The organism is Arthrobacter sp. MDT1-48-3 (assembly GCF_054511015.1).
Genome location: NZ_JBTNDL010000002.1, coordinates 266042 through 286673, shown reverse-complemented (window position 1 = coordinate 286673; position 20632 = coordinate 266042). Strand labels below are relative to the sequence as shown.

At 69.1% G+C, this 20632-nt stretch carries 20 protein-coding genes; 10 read left to right on the top strand and 10 right to left on the bottom strand.

Annotation, left to right across the window (positions count from 1 at the left end; translation table 11 throughout):
- Window positions 1–103: 103 nt before the first annotated feature.
- The 8 genes from ACX80L_RS06245 to ACX80L_RS06210 form a co-directional block, all read right to left on the bottom strand.
- Entirely contained in the window at window positions 104–1183 is a 1080-nt protein-coding gene (locus tag ACX80L_RS06245) for a Gfo/Idh/MocA family protein (RefSeq protein WP_459288376.1), read from the bottom strand.
- Between the two features lie 115 nt (window positions 1184–1298).
- Window positions 1299–2396 carry a substrate-binding domain-containing protein gene (locus ACX80L_RS06240; protein ID WP_459267567.1) on the bottom strand — a complete coding sequence of 366 codons (1098 nt, stop codon included), beginning with the start codon at window positions 2394–2396 and terminating at the stop codon, window positions 1299–1301.
- Between the two features lie 77 nt (window positions 2397–2473).
- Window positions 2474–3775: a multiple monosaccharide ABC transporter permease gene (mmsB, locus tag ACX80L_RS06235; RefSeq protein WP_133082725.1), complete on the bottom strand. Its 1302-nt coding sequence runs from the start codon at window positions 3773–3775 to the stop codon at window positions 2474–2476.
- Between the two features lie 24 nt (window positions 3776–3799).
- The gene (mmsA, locus tag ACX80L_RS06230; RefSeq protein ID WP_133082726.1) at window positions 3800–5338 is read right to left on the bottom strand and encodes a multiple monosaccharide ABC transporter ATP-binding protein; all 1539 of its coding nucleotides are present in this window, start codon (window positions 5336–5338) and stop codon (window positions 3800–3802) included.
- A 125-nt stretch (window positions 5339–5463) separates the two neighbouring features.
- Window positions 5464–6687: an ROK family transcriptional regulator gene (locus ACX80L_RS06225; protein WP_459288374.1), complete on the bottom strand. Its 1224-nt coding sequence runs from the start codon at window positions 6685–6687 to the stop codon at window positions 5464–5466.
- Window positions 6688–6719: 32 nt separating this feature from the next.
- Window positions 6720–7241, bottom strand: coding sequence for a DapH/DapD/GlmU-related protein (locus tag ACX80L_RS06220; RefSeq protein ID WP_133082728.1), 522 nt, complete (start codon window positions 7239–7241; stop codon window positions 6720–6722).
- Window positions 7242–7332: 91 nt separating this feature from the next.
- The gene (purU, locus tag ACX80L_RS06215; RefSeq protein ID WP_459288372.1) at window positions 7333–8193 is read right to left on the bottom strand and encodes a formyltetrahydrofolate deformylase; all 861 of its coding nucleotides are present in this window, start codon (window positions 8191–8193) and stop codon (window positions 7333–7335) included.
- On the bottom strand, window positions 8194–9366 hold the full coding sequence (locus ACX80L_RS06210; RefSeq protein ID WP_459288808.1) for an FAD-dependent oxidoreductase: 1173 nt from the start codon (window positions 9364–9366) through the stop codon (window positions 8194–8196). It lies immediately after the preceding gene.
- A gap of 433 nt (window positions 9367–9799) precedes the next feature.
- Between ACX80L_RS06210 and glyA the strand changes: the two genes are divergently transcribed.
- From glyA to ACX80L_RS06185, 5 genes are all read left to right on the top strand, one after another.
- On the top strand, window positions 9800–11107 hold the full coding sequence (gene glyA / locus ACX80L_RS06205) for a serine hydroxymethyltransferase (RefSeq protein ID WP_459288370.1): 1308 nt from the start codon (window positions 9800–9802) through the stop codon (window positions 11105–11107).
- Window positions 11108–11260: 153 nt separating this feature from the next.
- Window positions 11261–12151: a bifunctional methylenetetrahydrofolate dehydrogenase/methenyltetrahydrofolate cyclohydrolase gene (locus ACX80L_RS06200; RefSeq protein ID WP_208740646.1), complete on the top strand. Its 891-nt coding sequence runs from the start codon at window positions 11261–11263 to the stop codon at window positions 12149–12151.
- Window positions 12152–12210: 59 nt separating this feature from the next.
- Window positions 12211–13152, top strand: coding sequence for an ABC transporter ATP-binding protein (locus ACX80L_RS06195; protein WP_208740647.1), 942 nt, complete (start codon window positions 12211–12213; stop codon window positions 13150–13152).
- Window positions 13145–14017 carry an ABC transporter permease gene (locus ACX80L_RS06190; protein ID WP_459288368.1) on the top strand — a complete coding sequence of 291 codons (873 nt, stop codon included), beginning with the start codon at window positions 13145–13147 and terminating at the stop codon, window positions 14015–14017. The genes ACX80L_RS06195 and ACX80L_RS06190 overlap by 8 nt, the downstream gene beginning before the upstream one ends.
- Complete coding sequence (locus tag ACX80L_RS06185) at window positions 14014–14847, top strand: ABC transporter permease (RefSeq protein WP_208740648.1); 834 nt, start codon at window positions 14014–14016, stop codon at window positions 14845–14847. The genes ACX80L_RS06190 and ACX80L_RS06185 overlap by 4 nt, the downstream gene beginning before the upstream one ends.
- Before the next feature lie 3 nt (window positions 14848–14850).
- On the opposite strand, the gene ACX80L_RS06180 is transcribed toward ACX80L_RS06185, so the two are convergent.
- Entirely contained in the window at window positions 14851–15546 is a 696-nt protein-coding gene (locus ACX80L_RS06180) for a sortase domain-containing protein (RefSeq protein ID WP_133082735.1), read from the bottom strand.
- Window positions 15547–15561: 15 nt separating this feature from the next.
- The gene (locus tag ACX80L_RS06175; protein ID WP_459288366.1) at window positions 15562–16338 is read right to left on the bottom strand and encodes a hypothetical protein; all 777 of its coding nucleotides are present in this window, start codon (window positions 16336–16338) and stop codon (window positions 15562–15564) included.
- A gap of 171 nt (window positions 16339–16509) precedes the next feature.
- On the opposite strand from ACX80L_RS06175, the gene ACX80L_RS06170 reads away from it, so the two are divergent.
- Genes ACX80L_RS06170 through ACX80L_RS06150 form a run of 5 tightly spaced genes read left to right on the top strand, consistent with a single transcriptional unit; the run spans window position 16510 to window position 20596 of the window.
- On the top strand, window positions 16510–16992 hold the full coding sequence (locus tag ACX80L_RS06170) for a hypothetical protein (RefSeq protein WP_133082737.1): 483 nt from the start codon (window positions 16510–16512) through the stop codon (window positions 16990–16992).
- Window positions 16993–17008: 16 nt separating this feature from the next.
- Window positions 17009–17890, top strand: coding sequence for an exodeoxyribonuclease III (locus ACX80L_RS06165; RefSeq protein ID WP_459288364.1), 882 nt, complete (start codon window positions 17009–17011; stop codon window positions 17888–17890).
- Complete coding sequence (gene trpS, locus ACX80L_RS06160; RefSeq protein ID WP_459288362.1) at window positions 17887–18930, top strand: tryptophan--tRNA ligase; 1044 nt, start codon at window positions 17887–17889, stop codon at window positions 18928–18930. The genes ACX80L_RS06165 and trpS overlap by 4 nt, the downstream gene beginning before the upstream one ends.
- Window positions 18931–18933: 3 nt before the next feature.
- Window positions 18934–19533, top strand: a complete 600-nt coding sequence (locus ACX80L_RS06155) for a 2'-5' RNA ligase family protein (protein WP_133082740.1) — start codon at window positions 18934–18936, stop codon at window positions 19531–19533.
- On the top strand, window positions 19493–20596 hold the full coding sequence (locus ACX80L_RS06150) for a YihY/virulence factor BrkB family protein (protein WP_459288360.1): 1104 nt from the start codon (window positions 19493–19495) through the stop codon (window positions 20594–20596). The genes ACX80L_RS06155 and ACX80L_RS06150 overlap by 41 nt, the downstream gene beginning before the upstream one ends.
- The last annotated feature ends 36 nt before the right edge of the window (window positions 20597–20632 follow it).

Sequence of the window (20632 nt, the reverse complement as noted above, 5' to 3'; positions counted from 1 at the left end):
CACCGGCGCAGGCGACGTTCCGGGACACGGACGGGCCCCCGCGGTAGCGACCGCGGGGGCCCGTTCTTCGATGCCCGACTGCCGGGACGACGCGGGCGGACCCTCAGACGGCGTCGTTCGCGTAGCGCAGCCCGATCTGGGCCCGTACGCCGTCGAGCAGGCGCATGGTCCTTACCGTGTCACCGACGGGCATCGTGGGGCTCTCGGTCAGCCCCTGCTGGATGCAGCGCGTGACCTCGCGCAGTTCGTAGGTGTACCCGGCGCCGACCTGCTCGAAGTGCTCCACCCTCGGCTCCTCCTGACCGATCCGGACGGTCAGTTCCTTCGGGTTGTGGAGGTTTCCGCCACCGGTCTTCAGCCAGCCCTTCGATCCGGCGACCGTCGCCTGACCCGGGCAGGAGGCGACGAGCGACGACGACAGCTGGGCGTACGCCCCGTTCCCGTAGCTCAGGGTGACGGCGTTCTGCACGTCGACGCCGTCGCTGTTCAGCGTTCCGAGCGCGGAGACGGAGTCCGGGAAGCCGAGGGAGCCCAGGGCCCAGGTGAGCGGGTAGACCGTGAGGTCCATCAGGGCACCGCCCCCGGCCTTCGGGTCCCAGAGGCGGCTGCCGGGATCCTGCGGTGCGGGGAATCCGAGGTCTCCCTGTACCCACCGGATCTCGCCCAGCTCGCCGGAGGCGATGATCTCCCAGGCACGGTTGATGCTCGGCAGGAAGCGCGTCCAGACCGCCTCCATGAGGAAGAGCCCGCGCTCGGCCGCCAGTCCTGCCAGTTCCTCCGCCTCGGTGGCGTTGATGGTGAACGGCTTCTCGCACAGCACGTGCTTGCCGGCGGTCAGCGCGGCCTTCGCGACGTCGTAGTGCTGGGCGTGCGGCGTCGTGATGTAGACGACCTCCACCTCGGGATCGTCCATGAGCCGCTGGAATCCCGTGACCCCGCCGTCGTCACCGTAGCTGGTGGCGAACCCGAAGCGGTCGGCGAAGGCGGCGGCGCTGTCCGCACTGCGGGAACTGACGGCGTGCAGCACGGCGTCCTCGAGCAGCGCGATGTCCTGGGTGACCTTGCCGGCGATGCCGCCCGTGGCGACGACACCCCACGTGAGGGGACGGCCGGTGGCGTCGATCGGACTGGGGGCGCCTGCTTCGGCGCAGGGGGGAACGGCGATGCGGTTCTGGAGGTTCATGGACCTATCCTTGCCGCTGCGGTGGTCCCGCGTCCATCGCCGGGAGACGAACGAAGCGGACACGACCGGGGAGGGGGGCGTCGGGGGGCTGCTGCCGGACGGATCCGGATCGGTGCTACTTGGTGAGTGCCGACAGCGTGGGATCGTCGGCGTACGCCTCCGCGGCGTTGTCCTTGGTGACGATCTGCGGCTCGAGGAGGTAGGCGGGAACGGTCTTCACGCCGTTCTCGTAGGAGTCGGGATCGTTGATCTCGAGTTCCTCGCCGGCCTGCAGGCCGTTCACCATCTCGATGGCGTGCTCGACCAGGGCGCGGGTGTCCTTGTTGATCGTGGAGTACTGCTTGCCCTCCATGATGGACTTCACGGACTCGACCTCGGAGTCCTGGCCGGTCACGACGGGGAGCGTCTTGCCTGCACCCTCGACCGAGGTCAGGATGGCGCGGGCCAGCGTGTCGTTGGGGGAGAGGACGCCGTCGAGCTCCTCGGTCCCGTAGCTGCCCGAGAGCAGCGTGTCCATGCGCTTCTGGGCGTTCTCCGCCTTCCAGCCCTGGGTCACGGCCTGCTCGAAGGTCTCCTGACCCGATACGACGACGAGGTTGCCGTTGTCGATCTCGGGCTGGAGGACGCTCATGGCACCGTCGAAGAAGACCTTCGCGTTGGCGTCGTCGGGCGATCCGGCGAACAGCTCGACGTTGTAGGGGCCCTCGGGCTTGGCGGCCTTCATGCCGTCGAGGAGGGCCTGGCCCTGCAGCTCGCCGACCTTGAAGTTGTCGTAGGCCACGTAGTAGTCCACGGCGTCGGTGTTGAGGAGCAGGCGGTCGTAGGCGACGACCGTGATGCCGGCCTCCTTCGCCTGGGCGAGCTGGGTGCCGAGCTGCGCGCCGTCGATGGCGCCGACGACGAGGACCTTCACGCCGTTGGTGATCATGGAGCTGATCTGGTTCTGCTGCTCGGCGACGCCGCCGTTCGCGAACTGTACGTCCGGCTCGTAGCCGGCCTCGGTCAGGCCGTCGTTGAAGAGCTGCTCCGCGAGGACCCAGTTCTCCGACGTCTTCTGCGGGAGTGCGACGCCGATGGCGGACCCCGTCTCGAAACCGGCGGCTGCAGATTCGCCGCCCTCGGTCGCGGGGGCCGCCTCTTCGCGGCCGCATCCTGTCAGCGCCAGTGCTGATATCGCAGCGATGGCTGCGACGGATTTTGCGAATTTACGCATTTCCATTCTCTTTCTATTGCTCTTGCTGGGTGGACGGGTGGAGCGTTGTCGCCCGGGAAGCCGGTCCCATCCGGTTCCTAGACGTCGTGGGAGATGACTTCCTTCGTTCCGACGGCCTGTTCCGTGGGAGCAGGCCGGGGATCGGGGGTGCCGGCCTTCGCGCCGCCGCCACCTCCGCCGAAGTTCCTGGTGAGCAGGCCGATGATGGACGGCTTGCCCTGGCTCTTGTTGTAGACGTCGAAGGCGACGGCGACGAGGAGGACGATGCCCTTGATGATCTGGGTGTCGTCGGCGCCCGCGCCGAGCAGCTGGAGTCCGTTGTTGAGGACGGCCATGACGAGGCCGCCGATGATGGATCCGACCACGGTCCCCACGCCACCGGTGACGGCAGCGCCGCCGATGAACACGGCCGCGATGGCGTCGAGTTCCCAGCCGACGCCGTCGGACGGGCCGGACGCCGTGGAACGGCCGACGAAGATCATGCCGGCGAGGGCGGCGAGGATGGACATGTTCATCATGACCATGAAGTTCACGCGCTTGCTCTGCACACCGGAGAGTTCGGCCGCGTGGCGGTTGCCGCCGACGGCGTAGACGTGGCGGCCGAGGATCGTCTTGTTGGAGATGAAGGCGTAGATGATCACGAGGACGCCGAGAATCAGGCCGGGGACGGGGAAGGAGGTGCCGGGGCGACCGGTGGCGAACAGGTACGTCGCGTAGAGGATGACGGCGGAGAGCAGGACGACCTTGGTGACGGGGACCCACATGGGGGGGACGTCGGCCTTGATCCTCTCGAGCTTGCGGCGGCCGCGGAACTCGCTGTAGATCACGAATGCCACGAGGGCGAAGCCGATCAGGAGGGTCAGGTTGTTGTAGCCGGTGGTGGGGCCGACCTCCGGGAGGTAGCCCGCGCCGAGGTACCGGAAGCCCTCGGGCACCGGGACGGTGAGGGAGTTGCCGACCGACTGGTTGGCGCCACGGAACAGGAGCATGCCGGCGAGCGTGACGATGAACGCCGGTATGCCCACGTAGGCGACCCAGAAACCTTGCCAGATCCCGATCACCGCGCCGAGGACCAGGCCCAGGAGCACGCCGAGGTACCAGGGGATCCCCCAGTCCCGCATCGCGATCGCGACGACGATGCCGACGAACGCTGCGATGGACCCGACGGAGAGGTCGATGTGCCCGGCGATGATCACGAGGACCATGCCGATCGCCAGGATCAGGATGTAGGAGTTGCCGTTGAAGAGGTTCATCATGTTCACGGACGTGAGCGTCTTGCCGCCCGTGCGCCACTGGAAGAACACGACGAGCGCGACCAGGGCGAAGATCATCCCGAACTGGCGGGTGTTCCCGCCGAAGATTTGTTTGAGGGAATTCATGGTGTCTTTCCTAGGGAGCTACGGTCAGGCAGATTTCCTGCTGGCGGTCATGAGTTTCATCAGGGATTCCTGGTTCGCGTCCTCACGGGTCACTTCTCCCGTGATCGCGCCTTCGAAGATGGTGTAGATGCGGTCCGAGAGGCCGAGCAGTTCGGGCAGCTCCGAGGAGATGACAATCACGCCCTTGCCCTGGTCCGCGAGTTTCTGGATGATGCCGTAGATCTCGTACTTCGCCCCGACGTCGATCCCGCGGGTGGGTTCGTCGAGGATGAGCAGCTCGGGGTCGGTGAACATCCACTTCGCGAGGACCACCTTCTGCTGGTTGCCGCCCGAGAGCTTGGCGACGCCCTCGTTGACGCTCGGCGTCTTGGTGCGCAGCGACTTCCGGTACTCCTCGGCGACGCGGAACTCCTCGTCCTTGTCGACGACGAGGCCGTTGGTGATCTTCTTCAGGTCGGCGGACACCGTGGTGGTCTTGATGTCGTCGAGCAGGTTCAGGCCGAGGGACTTGCGGTCCTCGGTCACGTAGGCGAGCCCGGCGTCGATCGCCTGGGGGACCGAGCGCAGCGTGACCTCCCTGCCGTTGATGAGGATCTGCCCGGACTTGAAGTTGCCGTAGGAGCGTCCGAAGACGGAGCGGGCGAGCTCCGTGCGTCCTGCACCCATCAGGCCGGCGAAACCGACGATCTCGCCGCGGCGGACATGGAAGCTGGAGTTCTTGCACACCAGGCGGTCGGCCACCGAGGGGTGGCCGACGGTCCAGTTGCGGACCTCGAAGAAGGTCTCGCCGATCGTCGGGGTGTGGTCCGGGAAGCGGGATTCCAGGGACCGGCCCACCATGCCGCGGATGATGCGGTCCTCGTCGACGCCGTCGTCCTTGACGTGCAGCGTCTCGATCGACTTGCCGTCACGGATGATGGTGATCGAATCGGCGATCTGCTCGATCTCGTTGAGCTTGTGGGAGATCATGATGCACGAGATCCCCTTGGAGCGCAGGCCTGCCATGAGGTCGAGGAGGTGCTGCGAGTCGGACTCGTTCAGGGCCGCGGTGGGCTCGTCGAGGATGAGGAGCTTCACGGACTTGTTGAGGGCCTTGGCGATCTCGACCAGCTGCTGCTTGCCGACGCCGATGTCCTTGACCTTGGTGGTCGGGTCCTCGCTGAGGCCCACGCGGGCCATGAGCTCCAGCGTGGTCCGGTTGACGTAGTCCCAGTCGATCACGCCGAAGCGGGTGGGCTCGTTGCCGAGGAAGATGTTCTCGGCGATGGAGAGCTCGGGAATCAGGGCGAGTTCCTGGTGGATGATGACGATGCCCGCGGCCTCGCTGGAGCGGATGTCCTTGAACTGGACCTCCTCGCCCTGGAAGACGATGTCGCCCGAGTAGTCGCCGTAGGGGTAGAGCCCCGAGAGGACCTTCATGAGCGTGGACTTGCCGGCACCGTTCTCGCCGCAGATGGCGTGGATCTCGCCTGCGCGGACCGCCAGCGACACGTCGGAAAGGGCTTTGACTCCCGGGAATTCCTTGGTGATGGAACGCATCTCAAGGATGGTGTGGTTCTTCATGGAGCCTCCCGCAGTGACGGCGTTGTCTTGGTGCAGGCCCAACCTCGGCCCGAAAGAATTGAACACGGTAGGAGGCGTTGTCGTCAACTGTTGAACGCAACCTCCGGTGAAAACAGAGGAAAACTTTAGGCAGAACTCGCCAGGGCGGGGGTGAAACCCGGTTGGGCGAGGACGACGGCTGCCGCGCCCAGGGCCTCGGCGCGATCACCGAGGGAGGACATGCAGACGTTCGTGGTCTCGCCGACGATCGGCACGGCATGGCGGGCCAGGCCACGGCGGACCGGCTCGAGCAGGATGTCCCCGAGACTGGTCAGCGGTCCGCCGATGACGATCGTCTCCGGGTTGATGAGGTTGGCCGTATGGGCCAGTGCCCGGCCGATGGCGACACCGGCGTCGTCCATCACCCGCAGGGCCGCCGTGTCGCCGGCGAGTGCCCAGTCGATGATGCGCTGCGTGTCCACGGTCTCGTTGCTGCCCCGGCTGAGCAGTTCGATCATCGTCGAGGTGGAGGCGACCGTCTCGAGGCAGCCGCGGTTGCCGCAGCGGCAGATGACGCCGTGCTCGTTGATGGTGGTGTGGCCCAGTTCCCCCGTGACCCCGACGTTGCCGTAGTACAGGGATCCGTTGAGGACCAGACCTGAGCCGATGCCCGATCCGACCTTCATAAACATCAGGTTCTCGACGGCGCTGTGCGGACCCCAGGTGACCTGCGCGAGGGCACCGAGATTGGCGTCGTTGTCGATGAAGACGGGGACCTGCAGCCGTTCGCCGAAGGTCTCGTGGATGTTGATCCCCACCCACTCGGGCAGGATGGCGCCCTGCACCACCGTGCCCGTCCTGCGGTCGATGGGGCCCGGGATGCCGATGCCCGCGCCGAGGAGGGACCTGCGGCCGATCCCGCCGTTCTCGAGCAGGGTGTCGAGGAGGTCCGACGCCGCGGTCAGTCCGTCGACCGCGCTGTGGCCGAGGGGGAGGCTGACGGCCGCCTCCTGGACGACGCGGTAGTTCGGGCTGGCGAGCACGACGCGGAGGTGGCGCCGGCCGATGTCGATGCCCGCGGCCACCTGGCCGTTGTCGTTGAGGATCACCGACAGCGCCCGCCGGCCGGAACTGGTGGTCGGAGCCGTGCTGACGACGCCGGTCGCGGCCATCACCTTGACGATGTTGGAGACCGTCGCCGTGGACAGTCCGGTCTGCCGCGACAGCTCCGCCTGCGTCTGGGGCCCGCCGCTCATCAGGGCCGCGATGACCCGCTGCTGGTTCTGCTCGCGCAGGGCGGACTGCGAGCCCGGCTTCGGAAGCGGGGCGCTCAGGCTTGTCCTCGCCGTCGAGGGGGGATCTGCGGGCATGATCTCTAGGGTGCCGCAGGGCTCCCTTGTAGTCAAGAAGTTAACGCGGCGCGATGTTCCTGCGCGAGGGACCGGTAGCGATCGGCGTTGGCCTTCACGGCGTCGACCTCGGCGTCGTCGAGCTGCCGGCGCACCTTGCCCGGGACGCCGGCCACGAGGGAGCGCGGGGGGACGACCGTCCCCTCGAGCACCACGGCGCCCGCGGCGACGAGGGAGCCGGAGCCGATCACGGCACCGTTCAGGACCGTGGCTCCCATGCCGATGAGGCAGTCGTCCTCGATGGTGCAGCCGTGCACGACGGCGGCGTGCCCCACGCTCACGCCGGCGCCGATGTGCGCGGGGTACCCCGGATCGGCGTGGACCACCACGTTGTCCTGCAGGTTCGTGCCCTCGCCGATCCGGATGGCCGCGGTGTCGGCCCGCACGACGGCGCCGTAGAACACGCTCGCGAAGGGCCCCAGCACCACCTCGCCGATGAGGGAGGCCGTCGGGGCGGTGAATGCCGAATCGCTGACGTCAGGGGTCTTGCCGCGGAAGGGGATCAGGTGTGCCATGGCGCCAGCCTAGGCGACGCCCGGCCGGCCGGGGAGTGATCGGTGCCGGTCGGCGAAGGGCGGCCGGTGAAGGCGGGTTCGCTCGGATCCGTCAGTTGAAGACGATGGTGCGGCGCCCGTCGAGGAGGACGCGGCGCTCGGCGTGCCACTGCACCGCCTGGACGAGGGCCCTGCCCTCGAGTTCGCGCCCGATCGACGTGAGCTGCTCTGCCGTCCGCGCGTGGTCCACGCGGATGACCTCCTGCTCGATGATCGGCCCCTCGTCGAGGGCGCCGGTGACGTAGTGGGCTGTGGCGCCGATCAGTTTCACTCCTCGGGCGTGGGCCTGGTGGTACGGCCGAGCCCCCTTGAAGGACGGCAGGAACGAGTGGTGGATGTTGATGGCGCGCCCGAGCAGGTCCTCGCAGAGCTCGTCACTGAGGATCTGCATGTAGCGGGCGAGCACCACGAGTTCGATGTCGTGCCGGTCCATCAGGGCTCGCAGTTCGGCCTCGGCCTCCGCCTTGGTCGCGGATGTCACCGGGATGTGGTGGAACTCGACCCCGTAGAAGGCGGCGAGGTCCTCGAGGTCACGGTGGTTGGACACGATCACCGGGATGTCGATGGCCAGGGTGCCGGAGCGGTGCTGGAACAGGAGGTCGTTGAGGCAGTGCGCGGCCCTGGAGACCATGATGAGCGTGCGCGTCCGCCGCTCGGACTCCGCGAGCGCCCACTCCATCCCGAACTCCGCGGCGACGGGTTCGAGGGCCGAGCGGAGCTCCTGTTCCGGCGCGTCCGTGGCGAGTGCCACCCGCATGAAGAAGGTGCCCGTGTCCGGGCTCCCGTACTGCTGGGACTCGGTGATGTTGGCGCCCACGCCGACCAGGGCGCCGGACACGCCGTGGACGATGCCGGGCCTGTCGGGGCACGAGAGCGTCAGCGAATAGGAACGGGAGGTGTCGGGGGAGGTCACCTACGCCAGATTACCGGCAGGCCCCTCGTGTGACGCGATGCTTCGGAGGGCGCCGACCGCGGCTGCCGCCGCGGTGCGGCCCGCACGGGAGGCGCCGAGGGTCGATGCCGATGCCCCGTAGCCGACGAGCAGGAGTCGCGGCTCCCGTCGGACGTGGACGCCGTCCATCCGGATGCCGCCGCCAGGCTCGCGGAGGCGCAGCGGGGCCAGGTGGTCCAGCGCGGCCCGGAATCCGGTGGCCCACAGGACGACGTCGATCGGCTCCTCCGATCCGTCGGTGAACACGGCGGAGTGGTCCAGGAGCCGGGCCAGTGGTCCCCGCGACACGAGGATGCCGGCGTCGATCCCGGCCTGGTACTGGGCGGTGAGGGACAACCCGGTCACGGACACCACGCTGGCCGGTGGGAGCCCGGCGCTCGTGCGGGCGTCGACCTCGGCCTCGACCTCCCTGCCCCACTCCGGATCGAACGGCCGGCGGGTGAAGGCCGGCGGGCGGCGGGTGGACCACAGGGGATGGGCACCGGCCTCGTGGAGCTGGAGCAGGAACTGCACGGCGGACGTCCCTCCGCCGACCACGAGGACGCGCCGGCCCTCGAACTCGGCGGCCGACCGGTAGTCGTGCGTGTGCAGCTGGCGGCCCGTGAAGAGGTCCCGGCCGGGGTAGTAGGGCCAGTACGGGCGGTCCCAGGTGCCCGTCGCGTTGATGACGACGTCCGCGATCCATGCACCATCTGTCGTCCCGACCCTCAGCGGGCCGGCGCCGTCGTCCGCGCCACCGTCGTCCGCGCCACCGCTGGACGCGTCGTCGGCCGACTCGACGCGGAGCACGGTGACCGGTCGGACGACCGGCACGTCGAACTCCCGCTCGAAGGCCCCGTAGTAGCGATGGACCACCTGCGAGGCGGGCTCCTGGGGGTCGGGCGTGCCGAGCGGGAAGCCGGGCAGGTCGTGGAGGGCGTGGGCGGCATCGAAGGTCAGGGCGGGCCAGCGATGCAGCCAGGCACCACCCGGCGCGGGATTCGCATCGAGGACCACGAAGTCCCGGTGCGGCTCGAGCCCCCGGCGCCTCAGGTGGTACGCGCTGCTCAGCCCCGCCTGGCCCGCACCGATCACGACGACGCGCACCCGGCGCGGTTCCCCGCCCGCCGATACCTGCTGAACCGACCCGAGCATGACCAAGACCTCCCCGGCGGCGCCCGTCTGTCGGGACACCGTTCCACTCATCCCGAACGGGCCGGCATGATCCCGTATTCCGCGGGCTCCCGCCACGGGCCCGGGAGGGAGCCCGCCCCTTCGGGCGGATGCCGAGGAGGCGGAGCACGCGGGCCGGGCGCCCCGCACGGGAGTACGCAGGGAGCGGTGGCGGGGCACGCCGTCGTACGGCTAGCATGGGACCGTCGCGACTGGCGTAGGGTGGGCAACCACCAGGAAGCGGCATGGAGCCGGATCGATCCCCCCGGGAGGACCCGTGCTTCCAGTGCAGACCACGGATCGCACGCCTGGGCCGCGGGTCACGTTTCTGAGCGGCCGGGGCGCGGATGATCGATCCGCCGCCTCACCCGCGACTCAAGCTGACCTCTTGCGAGACCCACAGAAGGATCAACCGATGACCACTTCGCCCACGGCTCCATCCCAGGCTGCCGCAGATTCCGTCACCAACGCGCCCCTGTCCGAGGTGGACCCGGAGATCGCCGCCGTCCTGCGGGACGAACTCGCACGTCAGCGGGACACCCTCGAGATGATCGCCTCGGAGAACTTCGCGCCGCGCGCCGTCCTCGAGGCGCAGGGGAGCGTGCTCACCAACAAGTACGCGGAGGGTTACCCCGGGCGGCGGTACTACGGCGGCTGCGAGCACGTCGACGTCGCGGAGAACCTCGCGATCGAACGCGTCAAGGCCCTGTTCGGTGCGGAATTCGCGAACGTGCAGCCGCACTCCGGTGCCCAGGCCAACGCCGCGGCCCTCGCCGCCATGATCAAGCCGGGCGAGAAGATCATGGGCCTGTCCCTCGCGCACGGCGGACACCTGACGCACGGCATGAAGCTCAACTTCTCCGGCAAGCTGTACGAGGTCGCGGCCTACGGCGTCGAGGAGGACACCCACCGCCTCGACATGGAGCGTGTGCGCGAGCAGGCGCTCGCCGAGAAGCCCCAGGTCATCATCGCCGGCTGGTCCGCCTACCCGCGCCAGCTCGACTTCGCGGCCTTCCGCTCCATCGCCGACGAGGTCGGCGCGCTCCTGTGGACCGACATGGCGCACTTCGCCGGCCTCGTGGCCGCGGGCGTCCACCCCAGCCCGGTGCCGCACTCCGACGTCGTCACGTCCACCGTGCACAAGACCCTCGCCGGCCCGCGCTCCGGCGTGATCCTGGCCAAGCAGGAGTGGGCCAAGAAGCTCAACTCGAGCGTCTTCCCCGGCCAGCAGGGCGGCCCGCTCATGCACGTGATCGCCGGCAAGGCCACGGCCTTCAAGATCGCCGGCTCGCCCGAGTTCAGGGAGCGCCAGGAGCGCGTCCTCGAGGGTGCCCGGATCATCGCCGAGCGCCTCACCGGGGCGGACGTCGCCGAGCACGGCGTCTCGGTCCTCACCGGCGGGACCGACGTCCACCTCGTCCTCGTCGACCTCCGCAACTCCTCCCTCGACGGCCAGCAGGCGGAGGACGTCCTGCACTCCGTCGGCATCACGGTCAACCGCAACGCCGTGCCGTTCGATCCGCGCCCGCCGATGGTGACCTCCGGCCTGCGCATCGGCACCCCGGCGCTCGCGACCCGCGGCTTCGGCGCCGCCGAGTTCACCGAGGTCGGGGAGATCATCGCGGCCGCCCTGAAGCCGTCGCCCGACGTCGAGGCGCTGCGCGCCCGCGTCTCCGCACTCGCGGCGGACTTCCCGCTCTACCCGGGCCAGGAGGAGTGGTAGATCCGATCCTCCGCGCCGCCCTCTCCTCGAGGGCGGCGGCGTCACCGGACTTCGACATTCCCGCCGCAGAGTGCTGCTTCACCGGCTGCTGCGACCGCGGCAAGGCATTCCTGCTCGAACAGCTGGACGAGCGACTAGAGAAGGATCTTCCCCATGAACAACGCCCGCATCCTTGACGGCAAGGCGACAGCCGCACGCATCAAGGAGGAACTGACCGAGCGCGTGAGCGCGCTGCGCGAGCGCGGGGTGACTCCCGGCCTCGGCACCGTGCTCGTCGGCGACGATCCCGGAAGCTCCTCCTATGTGGCCGGCAAGCACCGCGACTGCGCCCAGGTCGGCATCACCTCGGTCCGTCGCGACCTGCCGGACACCATCACGCAGGAGGAGCTCGAAGCCGTCCTCGACGAGCTGAACGCCGACGACGCCACGACGGGCTACATCGTCCAGCTCCCCCTGCCCGCCCATATCGACACCAATGCCATCCTCGAGCGCATCGACCCGGCGAAGGACGCCGACGGCCTGCACCCGACCAACCTCGGCAGGCTCGTCCTCAACGTCAACGCGCCGATGGACTCCCCGTTGCCCTGCACCCCGCACGGCATCGTCGAGCTCCTGCTCCGCCACGACGTGGCGCTCACGGGGCTGAACGTCCTCGTCGTCGGACGCGGCGTGACGGTCGGCCGTCCACTGGGCCTGCTGCTGACGCGCAAGCAGGTCAACGCGACCGTGACCCTCGCGCACACCGGGACCGTCGACCTCGCCGACCACCTCGGACGGGCCGACGTCGTCGTCGCCGCGGCCGGCATCCCGCACATGATCCCGGCCGGGCAGCTCAAGCCCGGCGCCATCGTGCTCGACGTCGGCGTGAGCCGCGTCGAGGACCCGGACACCGGGAAGGCGACGCTGACCGGCGACGTCGACCCGGAGGCGGCGTCGGTGGCGAGCTGGCTCTCGCCGAACCCCGGGGGAGTGGGGCCGATGACCCGCGCGATGCTGCTCACGAACGTCGTCGAGGCCGCCGAGCGTCAGGCGGCCGGGGCCTAGGCCCGTGCGAGAACTCCCATTGGCTTCTGCCAATGGGAGTTCTCGCCTAGGCTGGGCAGGTGTCGACGACCCCCTCCGGACCACCGGTCATCTCCGCCCAGCAGCTCAGCAAGCACTACGGTGACTTCCGGGCGGTGGACGGCATCTCCTTCGACGTCCCCGCGGGCGAGTCGTTCGGCCTGCTGGGGCCGAACGGGGCCGGCAAGTCCACGACGATGCGGATGATCGGCGGTGTCTCGCAGCGGACCTCGGGCAGGCTCACCATCATGGGCCTCGACCCGGAGGAGCACGGTCCGGAGGTCCGCGCCCATCTCGGTGTGGTCCCGCAGCAGGACAACCTCGACGAGGAACTGCGGGTGCGCGACAACCTGCTCGTCTACGGCCGGTACTTCGGCCTGCCGATGAGCTACCTCAGGCCCAAGGCCGACGAACTGCTCGAGTTCGCGCAGCTCACGGACAAGGCCACGGCCAAGGTGGATGCGCTGTCGGGCGGCATGAAGCGGCGCCTGACCATCGCCCGCTCCCTGATCAACGAGCCGAAGATCCTGCTGCTCGACGAGCCCACCACCGGGCTGGACCCCCAGGCGCGCCACATCCTGTGGGACCGCCTGTTCCGGCTCAAGGAGTCGGGCGTGACACTGATCCTCACCACGCACTACATGGACGAGGCCGAGCAGCTCTGCGACCGCCTGGTCGTCGTCGACAAGGGCCGGATCATGGCCGAGGGGTCGCCGGCGCAGCTCATCCGCGACCATTCGACCCGGGAGGTCCTCGAACTGCGGTTCGGGTCCGAACGCAACACCACAGTGGCGGCGGAGCTGCAGGGTATCGGGGAACGCCTCGAGCCGCTGCCGGACCGGGTGCTCATCTACGCGGACGACGGCGAAGCGGCCCTGGAACAGGTGACCTCGCGCGGGCTCCGGCCGATCACGTCGCTCGTCCGGCGCTCGTCGCTCGAGGACGTCTTCCTGCGCCTGACCGGAAGGAGCCTCGTTGACTGACCCGACACCCGCCCGCGTGCAGGAAACGGCAGCACCGCCCTACCGACCCTCCGCCCACCCGCCGGCGGTGTCAGCGGCGCGCGCCCGGACGTTCGGCTCCTGGTACTACGCCGAACACGTGCTCCGGTCCATGAACAGCTACCGCTGGACGCTGCTCGCCTCGAGCGTGGGCACACCGGTCCTGTACCTGTTCGCCATGGGGGTGGGGCTCGCGACGCTCGTCGACCGCACCGCAGCGGGAGCGTTCGGCGGTGTCGGCTACCTCGCCTTCCTCGCCCCCGCCCTGCTGGCGTCGGCGACGATCATGACGGCGGCCACCGAGTTCACCTACCCGGTCATGGACGGATTCAAGTGGCGGCGCGTCTACTACGGCCCGCACGCATCGCCGCTCAGCACGGACCAGATCGTCAACGGGCACATCATCGCGATCATGGCGCGCCTGACGGCGACGACGATCATCTACTTCCTCATCGTCGCGGCGTTCGGCGCCTCCCCGTCCGCCGCCGGCGCGGCAGCCATCCCGGTCGCCGTCCTCAGCGGCCTCGCGTTCGGCCTCCCGCTGATGGCCTATTCGGCCGGCGTCGAGGAGGACAAGGGCCAGTTCGCCCTCGTGATGCGCTTCGTCGTGACCCCGATGTTCCTCTTCAGCGGCACCTTCTTCCCGCTCGACACGCTGCCCGTGTTCCTGCGGTGGATCGGCTGGATCTCGCCGCTGTGGCACGGCACCGAACTCGGCCGGGCACTCACGTACGGGTACGACGTACCGGCGTGGCTCGCCGTCGTGCACGTGCTGTTCCTGCTGGTCCTCGCCGTGATCGGCTGGCGCAGGGCCCGCACCGTGTACGCGAGGAGGCTCGGGAGATGAGCGCGCAGCTGACGGCCCGGGACTATGCCCTCAGTGGGTCGAAGCGGCCCCTGGCGGCGCTCTACTCGCGCAACGCGAAGGCGGTCATCGCGCGCGGCCTGCTGGCGACGCGCAGCAGCAACTGGCTGATCATGGTGTCCGGATTCTTCGAACCCGTGCTCTACCTCGTCTCGATGGGAGTGGGGCTCGGGGCACTCGTCGGCACCGTCGCCGGACCGAACGGCGAGCAGATCAGCTACGCGGCCTACATCGCGCCGGCGCTGCTGGCCGTCTCCGCGATGAACGGGGCCGTGTACGACAGCACGTGGAACGTGTTCTTCAAGATGAACTTCGCGAAGCTCTACCAGGGCATGCTCTACACCTCGCTGGGGCCGCTCGACGTCGCCATCGGTGAGATCTTCCTCGCCCTGCTCCGCGGAGCGATGTACGCCACAGGCTTCACCGCCGTGATGGCCGTGATGGGACTCGTCACCACACCCGTGGCCCTGCTCGTGATCCCCGCATCTGTCGTGATCGCGTTCGGGTTCGCGTCCTTCGGCATGGGGATCACGAGCTACATGAAGACCTTCCAGCAGATGGAGTGGATCAACTTCGTGATGCTCCCGATGTTCCTGTTCTCGGCCACCTTCTATCCGCTGAGCGTCTACCCGCAGGGCCTCCAGTGGTTCATCCAGGCCCTGCCGCTCTGGCACGGGGTCGAGCTGCTGCGCCAGATCAGCATCGCCTCGTTCACCCCGGCCGCCGTGCTCCACCTCTGCTACTTCCTCGTCATGATCGTGGTCGGCATGCTGCTGACCACGCTGCGCCTGCGGAAGCTGTTCCTGAGGTAGCCCTCACACCACCAGCGTCGCGTAGACCACGTAGTTGTCGTCGAAGGCGCCCGTCTCCGGGTTGTAGCCGTCGCAGGTGATCAGGCGCAGCTCCGAGCCGGGAGTGTTCCCGTACACCGTCAGGGTGGGGAACTCGTCCTTCTGGTAGGCCTCGCCGCGCTGGAACTCGAAGACCGCCGTGGTGCCGTCCTCGCGGACGACGTTCATGCGGTCGCCGGAGGAGAGGGAGCGCAGGTCGGCGAAGACGCCCTTGCCGCCGTCGGTCGCATTGACGTGCCCGAGCATCACGGCGGGTCCGCGTTCGCCCGGGGTGGGGGACCGGTCGTACCAGCTCGCCGGGGCGCCGGGGCCGTCCGGCGGAACCTCCAGGCTCCGGTTCTCCCGCAGGCCGAGGGTGAGCAGATCGGTCCGCACGCCGATAGACGGGATCTCCAGCGTGACCGGCGCCGAGGCGGCGAGCACGGCAGGCTGTGCCGTCGGTGGGGCCGCAGGAGCGGCCGGCTCCGTGGCAGCAGCCGCCGAGGGCACGGCCGGACCGGGTGCAGCGGACGCAGGACCGGCGGAGCTGCTCGCAGGGGCCGACGGGGAGTCCGGGGTCGCTGCGGGCGCGTCCCCGGTTCCGCAGCCGGCAAGGAGGAAAAGGGCGGCCACCGCCGGGGCGGTGAAGCCCCAGCGGCGGCCGGTTACCTTACTGATCACGGGAAGCGATCAGGATCATGCGTTGGTCGCGCGGCGGCGGACTGCGTAGGTTCCGCCGGCGGCTGCGGCCAGGACCAGGCCACTGCCGAGGGCGATCATGCCCGCGGAGTTGGAGGAGGACTCGGTGGCGACACCGGTGTCGGCTCCGCCGGACGGCATGGCGCCCATCTGGGTCGCGGCGAGGGTGCCGCACAGTGCGGGCGAGGTCGCGCCGAGCGGGAGCTCGGGAGCGATCTCGGACGGGCTGCCGAAGACCTCCGGGGACACGCCGGCCGTGGCGGGATCGAGACCGTGCACGACGACGACGGCGGTGCCGGCTTCGAGCGATGCCTTGGTGGCGGCATCGAGGGTGATCTCGCGCTGGATCGAGTAGGTCCCGCCCTGGCCACCGAGCTGCAGGTTCAGGCCCTCGGCAGGGGTGGTGGCGCCGGAGGTGGTGAGCGTGGTCTGGATGTCTCCGTAGCCCGGGACACCCTCGGCGACGTTGATGATCCCGTCGCCATTGGCGTCGTCGGCGGGCGTGGGGCAGACGCCCTTGGCGCCACCGTGGATGTGCTGCACGTGGGGGTACGGGGCGTCCATGAAGGTCTGGGCGAGACCGGAGACCTGCAGGTTGACCATCGCCTTGTCACCGGTGACGTCGAGCGTGATCGTGCCGGAGCCCGTGGTGCCGTTCAGCTGGCCGAGGGTGGACGAGTAGGAGCCGTCTGCGGCCATCGCGGGAGACCCGGCGAGGGCGACAGCGCTGATGGCGAGGGCCGGTACTGCGAGGAGACGCATCTTCTTGTTCATGGGTAAGTCCTCCGTAGTGCGAATGAAGCGCACCGTAGGGCGCGCACGACAGTACTTCGCGGTGACCCCGGTCACGGATGGGCGGAGATGGAAGAAACCTTGGGGAAGCCTGACAGTTCGCCCGCGGTGGAAGGAGCGGGAGGCGCCCGGACGATGCGGGAGAATGGTCGGATGCAGTCACTGGGAAGTAATGGCCGGCCCGCGGGCCGGGGTATGAGCATGCGCATGGGCAGCGCCGGGATGGCGATCATGCTCGTCGTGTTCCTGGTCGCCGTGGTCTTCGCCGCGAACCAGAACGACGTCGTCGGCTGGCTGGTGGTGATCATCTCCCTCGGCTGGCTCCTGGTCTTCAGCTTCGTCGTGTTCAGCCTCCGCTCGGCCGCGCGCAAGGCCGCGTCCCGCCTCCAGGGGCATGCGGGGTTCGGCGGGCAGGGGCAGGCCGCTCCGGTCGCCGTCGACAGGGCCCGGGACCTCAAGCTGGACCACAGCTTCAAGATCGTCCAGGTGCAGGTCGGAGTCGTGCGTGAATACCTCGGCCGGGACGAGGGAATGGTCGAGCGCGCACTCGAGACGATCGAGATCACCTCGCACAATGCCCGCTCCATGATGAAGGGGTCCACCGACGGCCCCGTGGAGGGCACCGTCGTCGACTGACGGGCCCCCGTCGGAGATGAATCGGAATATCGTGCGGGGTAAGGTTGATCGAGTGAGTCCGGCATCGAACCCTCCGCAGAATCCCCTCCGCATCGCCTCCGTCAATGTCAACGGAATACGTGCCGCCTACAAGCGGGGCATGCAGGAATGGCTGGACGGGCGGGACGTCGACATCCTCTGCCTGCAGGAGGTCCGGGCCCCCGACGCCGTGGTCCGCGACCTGCTCGGGGACGGGTGGCACATCCTCCACACCGAGGCCGACGCCAAGGGCCGTGCCGGGGTCGCCGTCGCCTCCCGCCGGGCGCCCACGGCGACGCGCACCACCATCGGCGACAGCTACTTCGAGACCGCCGGCCGGTGGGTCGAGGCGGACTTCGAGGTCGACGGCGCGAGCCTGACGGTCGTGAGCGCCTACGTGCACTCCGGCGAGGTCGGCACGCAGAAGCAGGACGACAAGTACCGCTTCCTCGACGCGATGACCACACGGCTGCCCCAGCTCAGGGACGGCGCCGACCATGCCGTGGTGATGGGCGACCTCAACGTCGGCCACACGGAGCTCGACATCCGGAACTGGAAGGGCAACGTCAGGAAGGCCGGTTTCCTGCCCGAGGAACGCGCCTACTTCGACCGCTTCTTCTCGGACGAGTGCGGTTTCGTGGACGTCGCACGGCTCCTGGCGGGCGAGGTCGAGGGTCCGTACACCTGGTGGTCATGGCGGGGCAAGGCGTTCGACAACGACACCGGCTGGCGCATCGACTACCAGCTGGCCACGCAGGCCCTTGCGAAGAGCGCACTGAGCGCCGACGTCGACAGGGCGCCGAGCTGGGACACGAGGTTCTCCGACCACGCCCCTCTCGTCGTCGACTACCAGATCCAGAGTGCAGGACAGCTTCCATGACGACACCCGCCCCCGCCCCGGCCCCGAACCGGCGGCAGCGCATCCTCTCCGGCATGCAGCCGTCCGCCGGCTCGCTGCACCTCGGCAACTACCTCGGTGCCCTCGTGCACTGGGTACGCCTGCAGGAGACCTACGACGCCGTCTTCTTCATCCCCGACCTCCATGCGATCACGGTGCCGCAGGACCCGCAGGAATTGGCGCACCGTACGCGCCTCACGGCCGCCCAGTACATCGCCGGAGGTGTGGACCCGGACCGGGCCACCCTCTTCGTCCAGTCCCACGTGCCGGAGCACGCCCAGCTGGCCTGGGTGCTCAACTGCTTCACCGGCTTCGGCGAGGCGTCGCGCATGACCCAGTTCAAGGACAAGGCGTCCAAGCAGGGCACGGATGCCGCCAGCGTGGGCCTCTTCACCTACCCCGTCCTGCAGGCCGCGGACATCCTCCTGTACCAGCCCGACGGCGTGCCGGTCGGCGAGGACCAGCGGCAGCACGTCGAACTGAGCAGGGACCTGGCGCAGCGCTTCAACTCCCGCTTCGGGGACACCTTCGTTGTCCCGAAGCCCTTCATCCAGAAGGAGTCGGCGAAGATCTACGACCTGCAGAACCCGACGGCGAAGATGTCGAAGTCCGCGTCCTCGGTGACCGGGCTGATCAACCTGCTGGACGATCCCAAGGTCACGGCCAAGCGCATCAGGTCGGCGGTGACCGACGCCGGAACGGAGATCCGCTTCGACACCGCGGAGAAGCCGGGCATCTCGAACCTGCTGTCCATCTACTCGGCGCTGTCCGGCAAGGGCATCGCCGAGCTGGAGGCGGAGTACGAGGGACGGATGTACGGGCACCTGAAGGTGGATCTCGCCGACGTCGTCGTCCAGGCGCTCGCGCCCGTGCGGACCCGGGCGGAGGAACTGCTGTCCGACCCCGCGGAACTCGACCGCCTGCTCGCGCAGGGTGCGGCGAAGGCCCGGGACCTCGCGGCCCCCACGCTCGCCGACGTCTACGCCCGCGTGGGCTTCCTCCCCGCCGCGGGAGTCCTCTGATCCATGTGCGCCTCGACCGGTCAGCCCAGCGGAGCGGTGACGACCATGGCCGGATCCGGCGTGGACGGTAGCTGCGTCGGGATCACCATCCCGATCCCCGAGCCCCTCGCCGGTGCCCTGGAATCGTGGCGGGCGTCGTTCGGGGACCCCATGGCGGCCGTCGTGCCCCCGCACATCACCCTCATCACGACGACGCCGGCGTCCGACTGGGACGCGACGATCGACCACGTGCGGGCGGTCGCCCGCGCGCAGCGGCCCTTCGAGGTGCGCCTGCGCAGCACCGGTTCCTTCCGGCCGGTCTCGCCCGTGGTGTTCCTGAAGCTCGTCGAGGGCTTCGACGAGTGCGTGGAGCTGCACGCGCGGCTCCAGACCGGACCGCTGGAACGGGACCTGGACTTCCCCTTCCATCCGCACGTCACGGTGGCGCATGATGTGTCCGAGGCCGGCATGGACGCCGCTGTCGAGGAGCTCCACGCCTTCGAGGCATCCTTCGAGGTGCGATCCATGGGACTCTACGAGCACGTGCCGTCGGGCCTGTGGAAGCTGAGGGAGGAGCTGCATTTTGGCGAAGTCGCTGACGGCTCCGAAGCCGCCGCAGGTTGACCAGCCCTCGCCCGCCAGCCTGCCGGACCTCCGCCGCAAGGTCCTCGACGCGCAGGTCCGTCTGGGCCGGCTGACCCGGTCCGGAAGCGGGGGCTCCGAGCTCCTGCTGGCGCGGCTCGACCTCGCGATCTGCCGGTTCTACACCCTGCGACCCGTGCGCGTCGTGCTGCTGTACAACGAGCGCCGGGGCCCACTGATGGCGGCCGGACTGGCGTACCGGTTGTTCTTCGCGATCGCGGCACTCCTGGTCGTGGGGTTCGCCGCGCTCGGCCTCGTCGTCGCGGGGGATGCGGACCTCCGGGATCTCTCCGTCGACGCCCTCGACCGGGCGGTGCCGGGACTGATCGACAGGGGCGAGGAGGGGCGGGGACTCGTGACCCCTGCCCGTCTCTTCGACGCGACCAGTGGCCTGGGCTGGACGATCGTCGTCTCCTCGGCCGTGATGCTCGTGACGGCGCTCGGCTGGATCGGGGGGATGCGCCAGGCGATGCGCGGGATCTTCGCCCTCCAGCCCGTCGCGGCACCCCCGATCGTGCTCTGGCTGAAGGATCTGGGCACGCTCGCGGTGCTCGGTGTCATCATGCTTGTGACGACGGGACTGGGTATCGTCGCCACCAACTCGCTGGGCGCACTCCTGGCGATCCTCAACCTGGCAGCAGTGAGCCAGGTGCTGACGCAGGCGGCAGGATTCGCCGTGATGATCCTGCTGGACATCCTCGTGGCCGTGGTGCTGTTCCACTCGGCGTCGGCGATCCAGATGCCGCGCCGGATCCTGCTCCAGGGGTCGGTCATCGCCGGGCTCGGGACGACACTGCTGCGGACCTTCTCGACGCAGATCCTGGGCACCTTCGGCAACAACCCGCTGCTGCTGTCCTTCGCCGTGATCCTGGCGCTGTTCATCTGGTTCTTCCTCCTCAGCCAGGTCTACCTGCTGGCGACGGCCTGGTGCGCGGTGGGGTCGGCCGACGCCCTGACCCGGGCGGAGCGCGAACACCACGCGAAGGGCGGCACGCTGCGGCAGCGGAGCCGCCGGAAGCCGGGGACCGGGAATCCTCCCACCTGACCCGCCCTGACCCGCCGTGACCCGCCCTGACCCGCC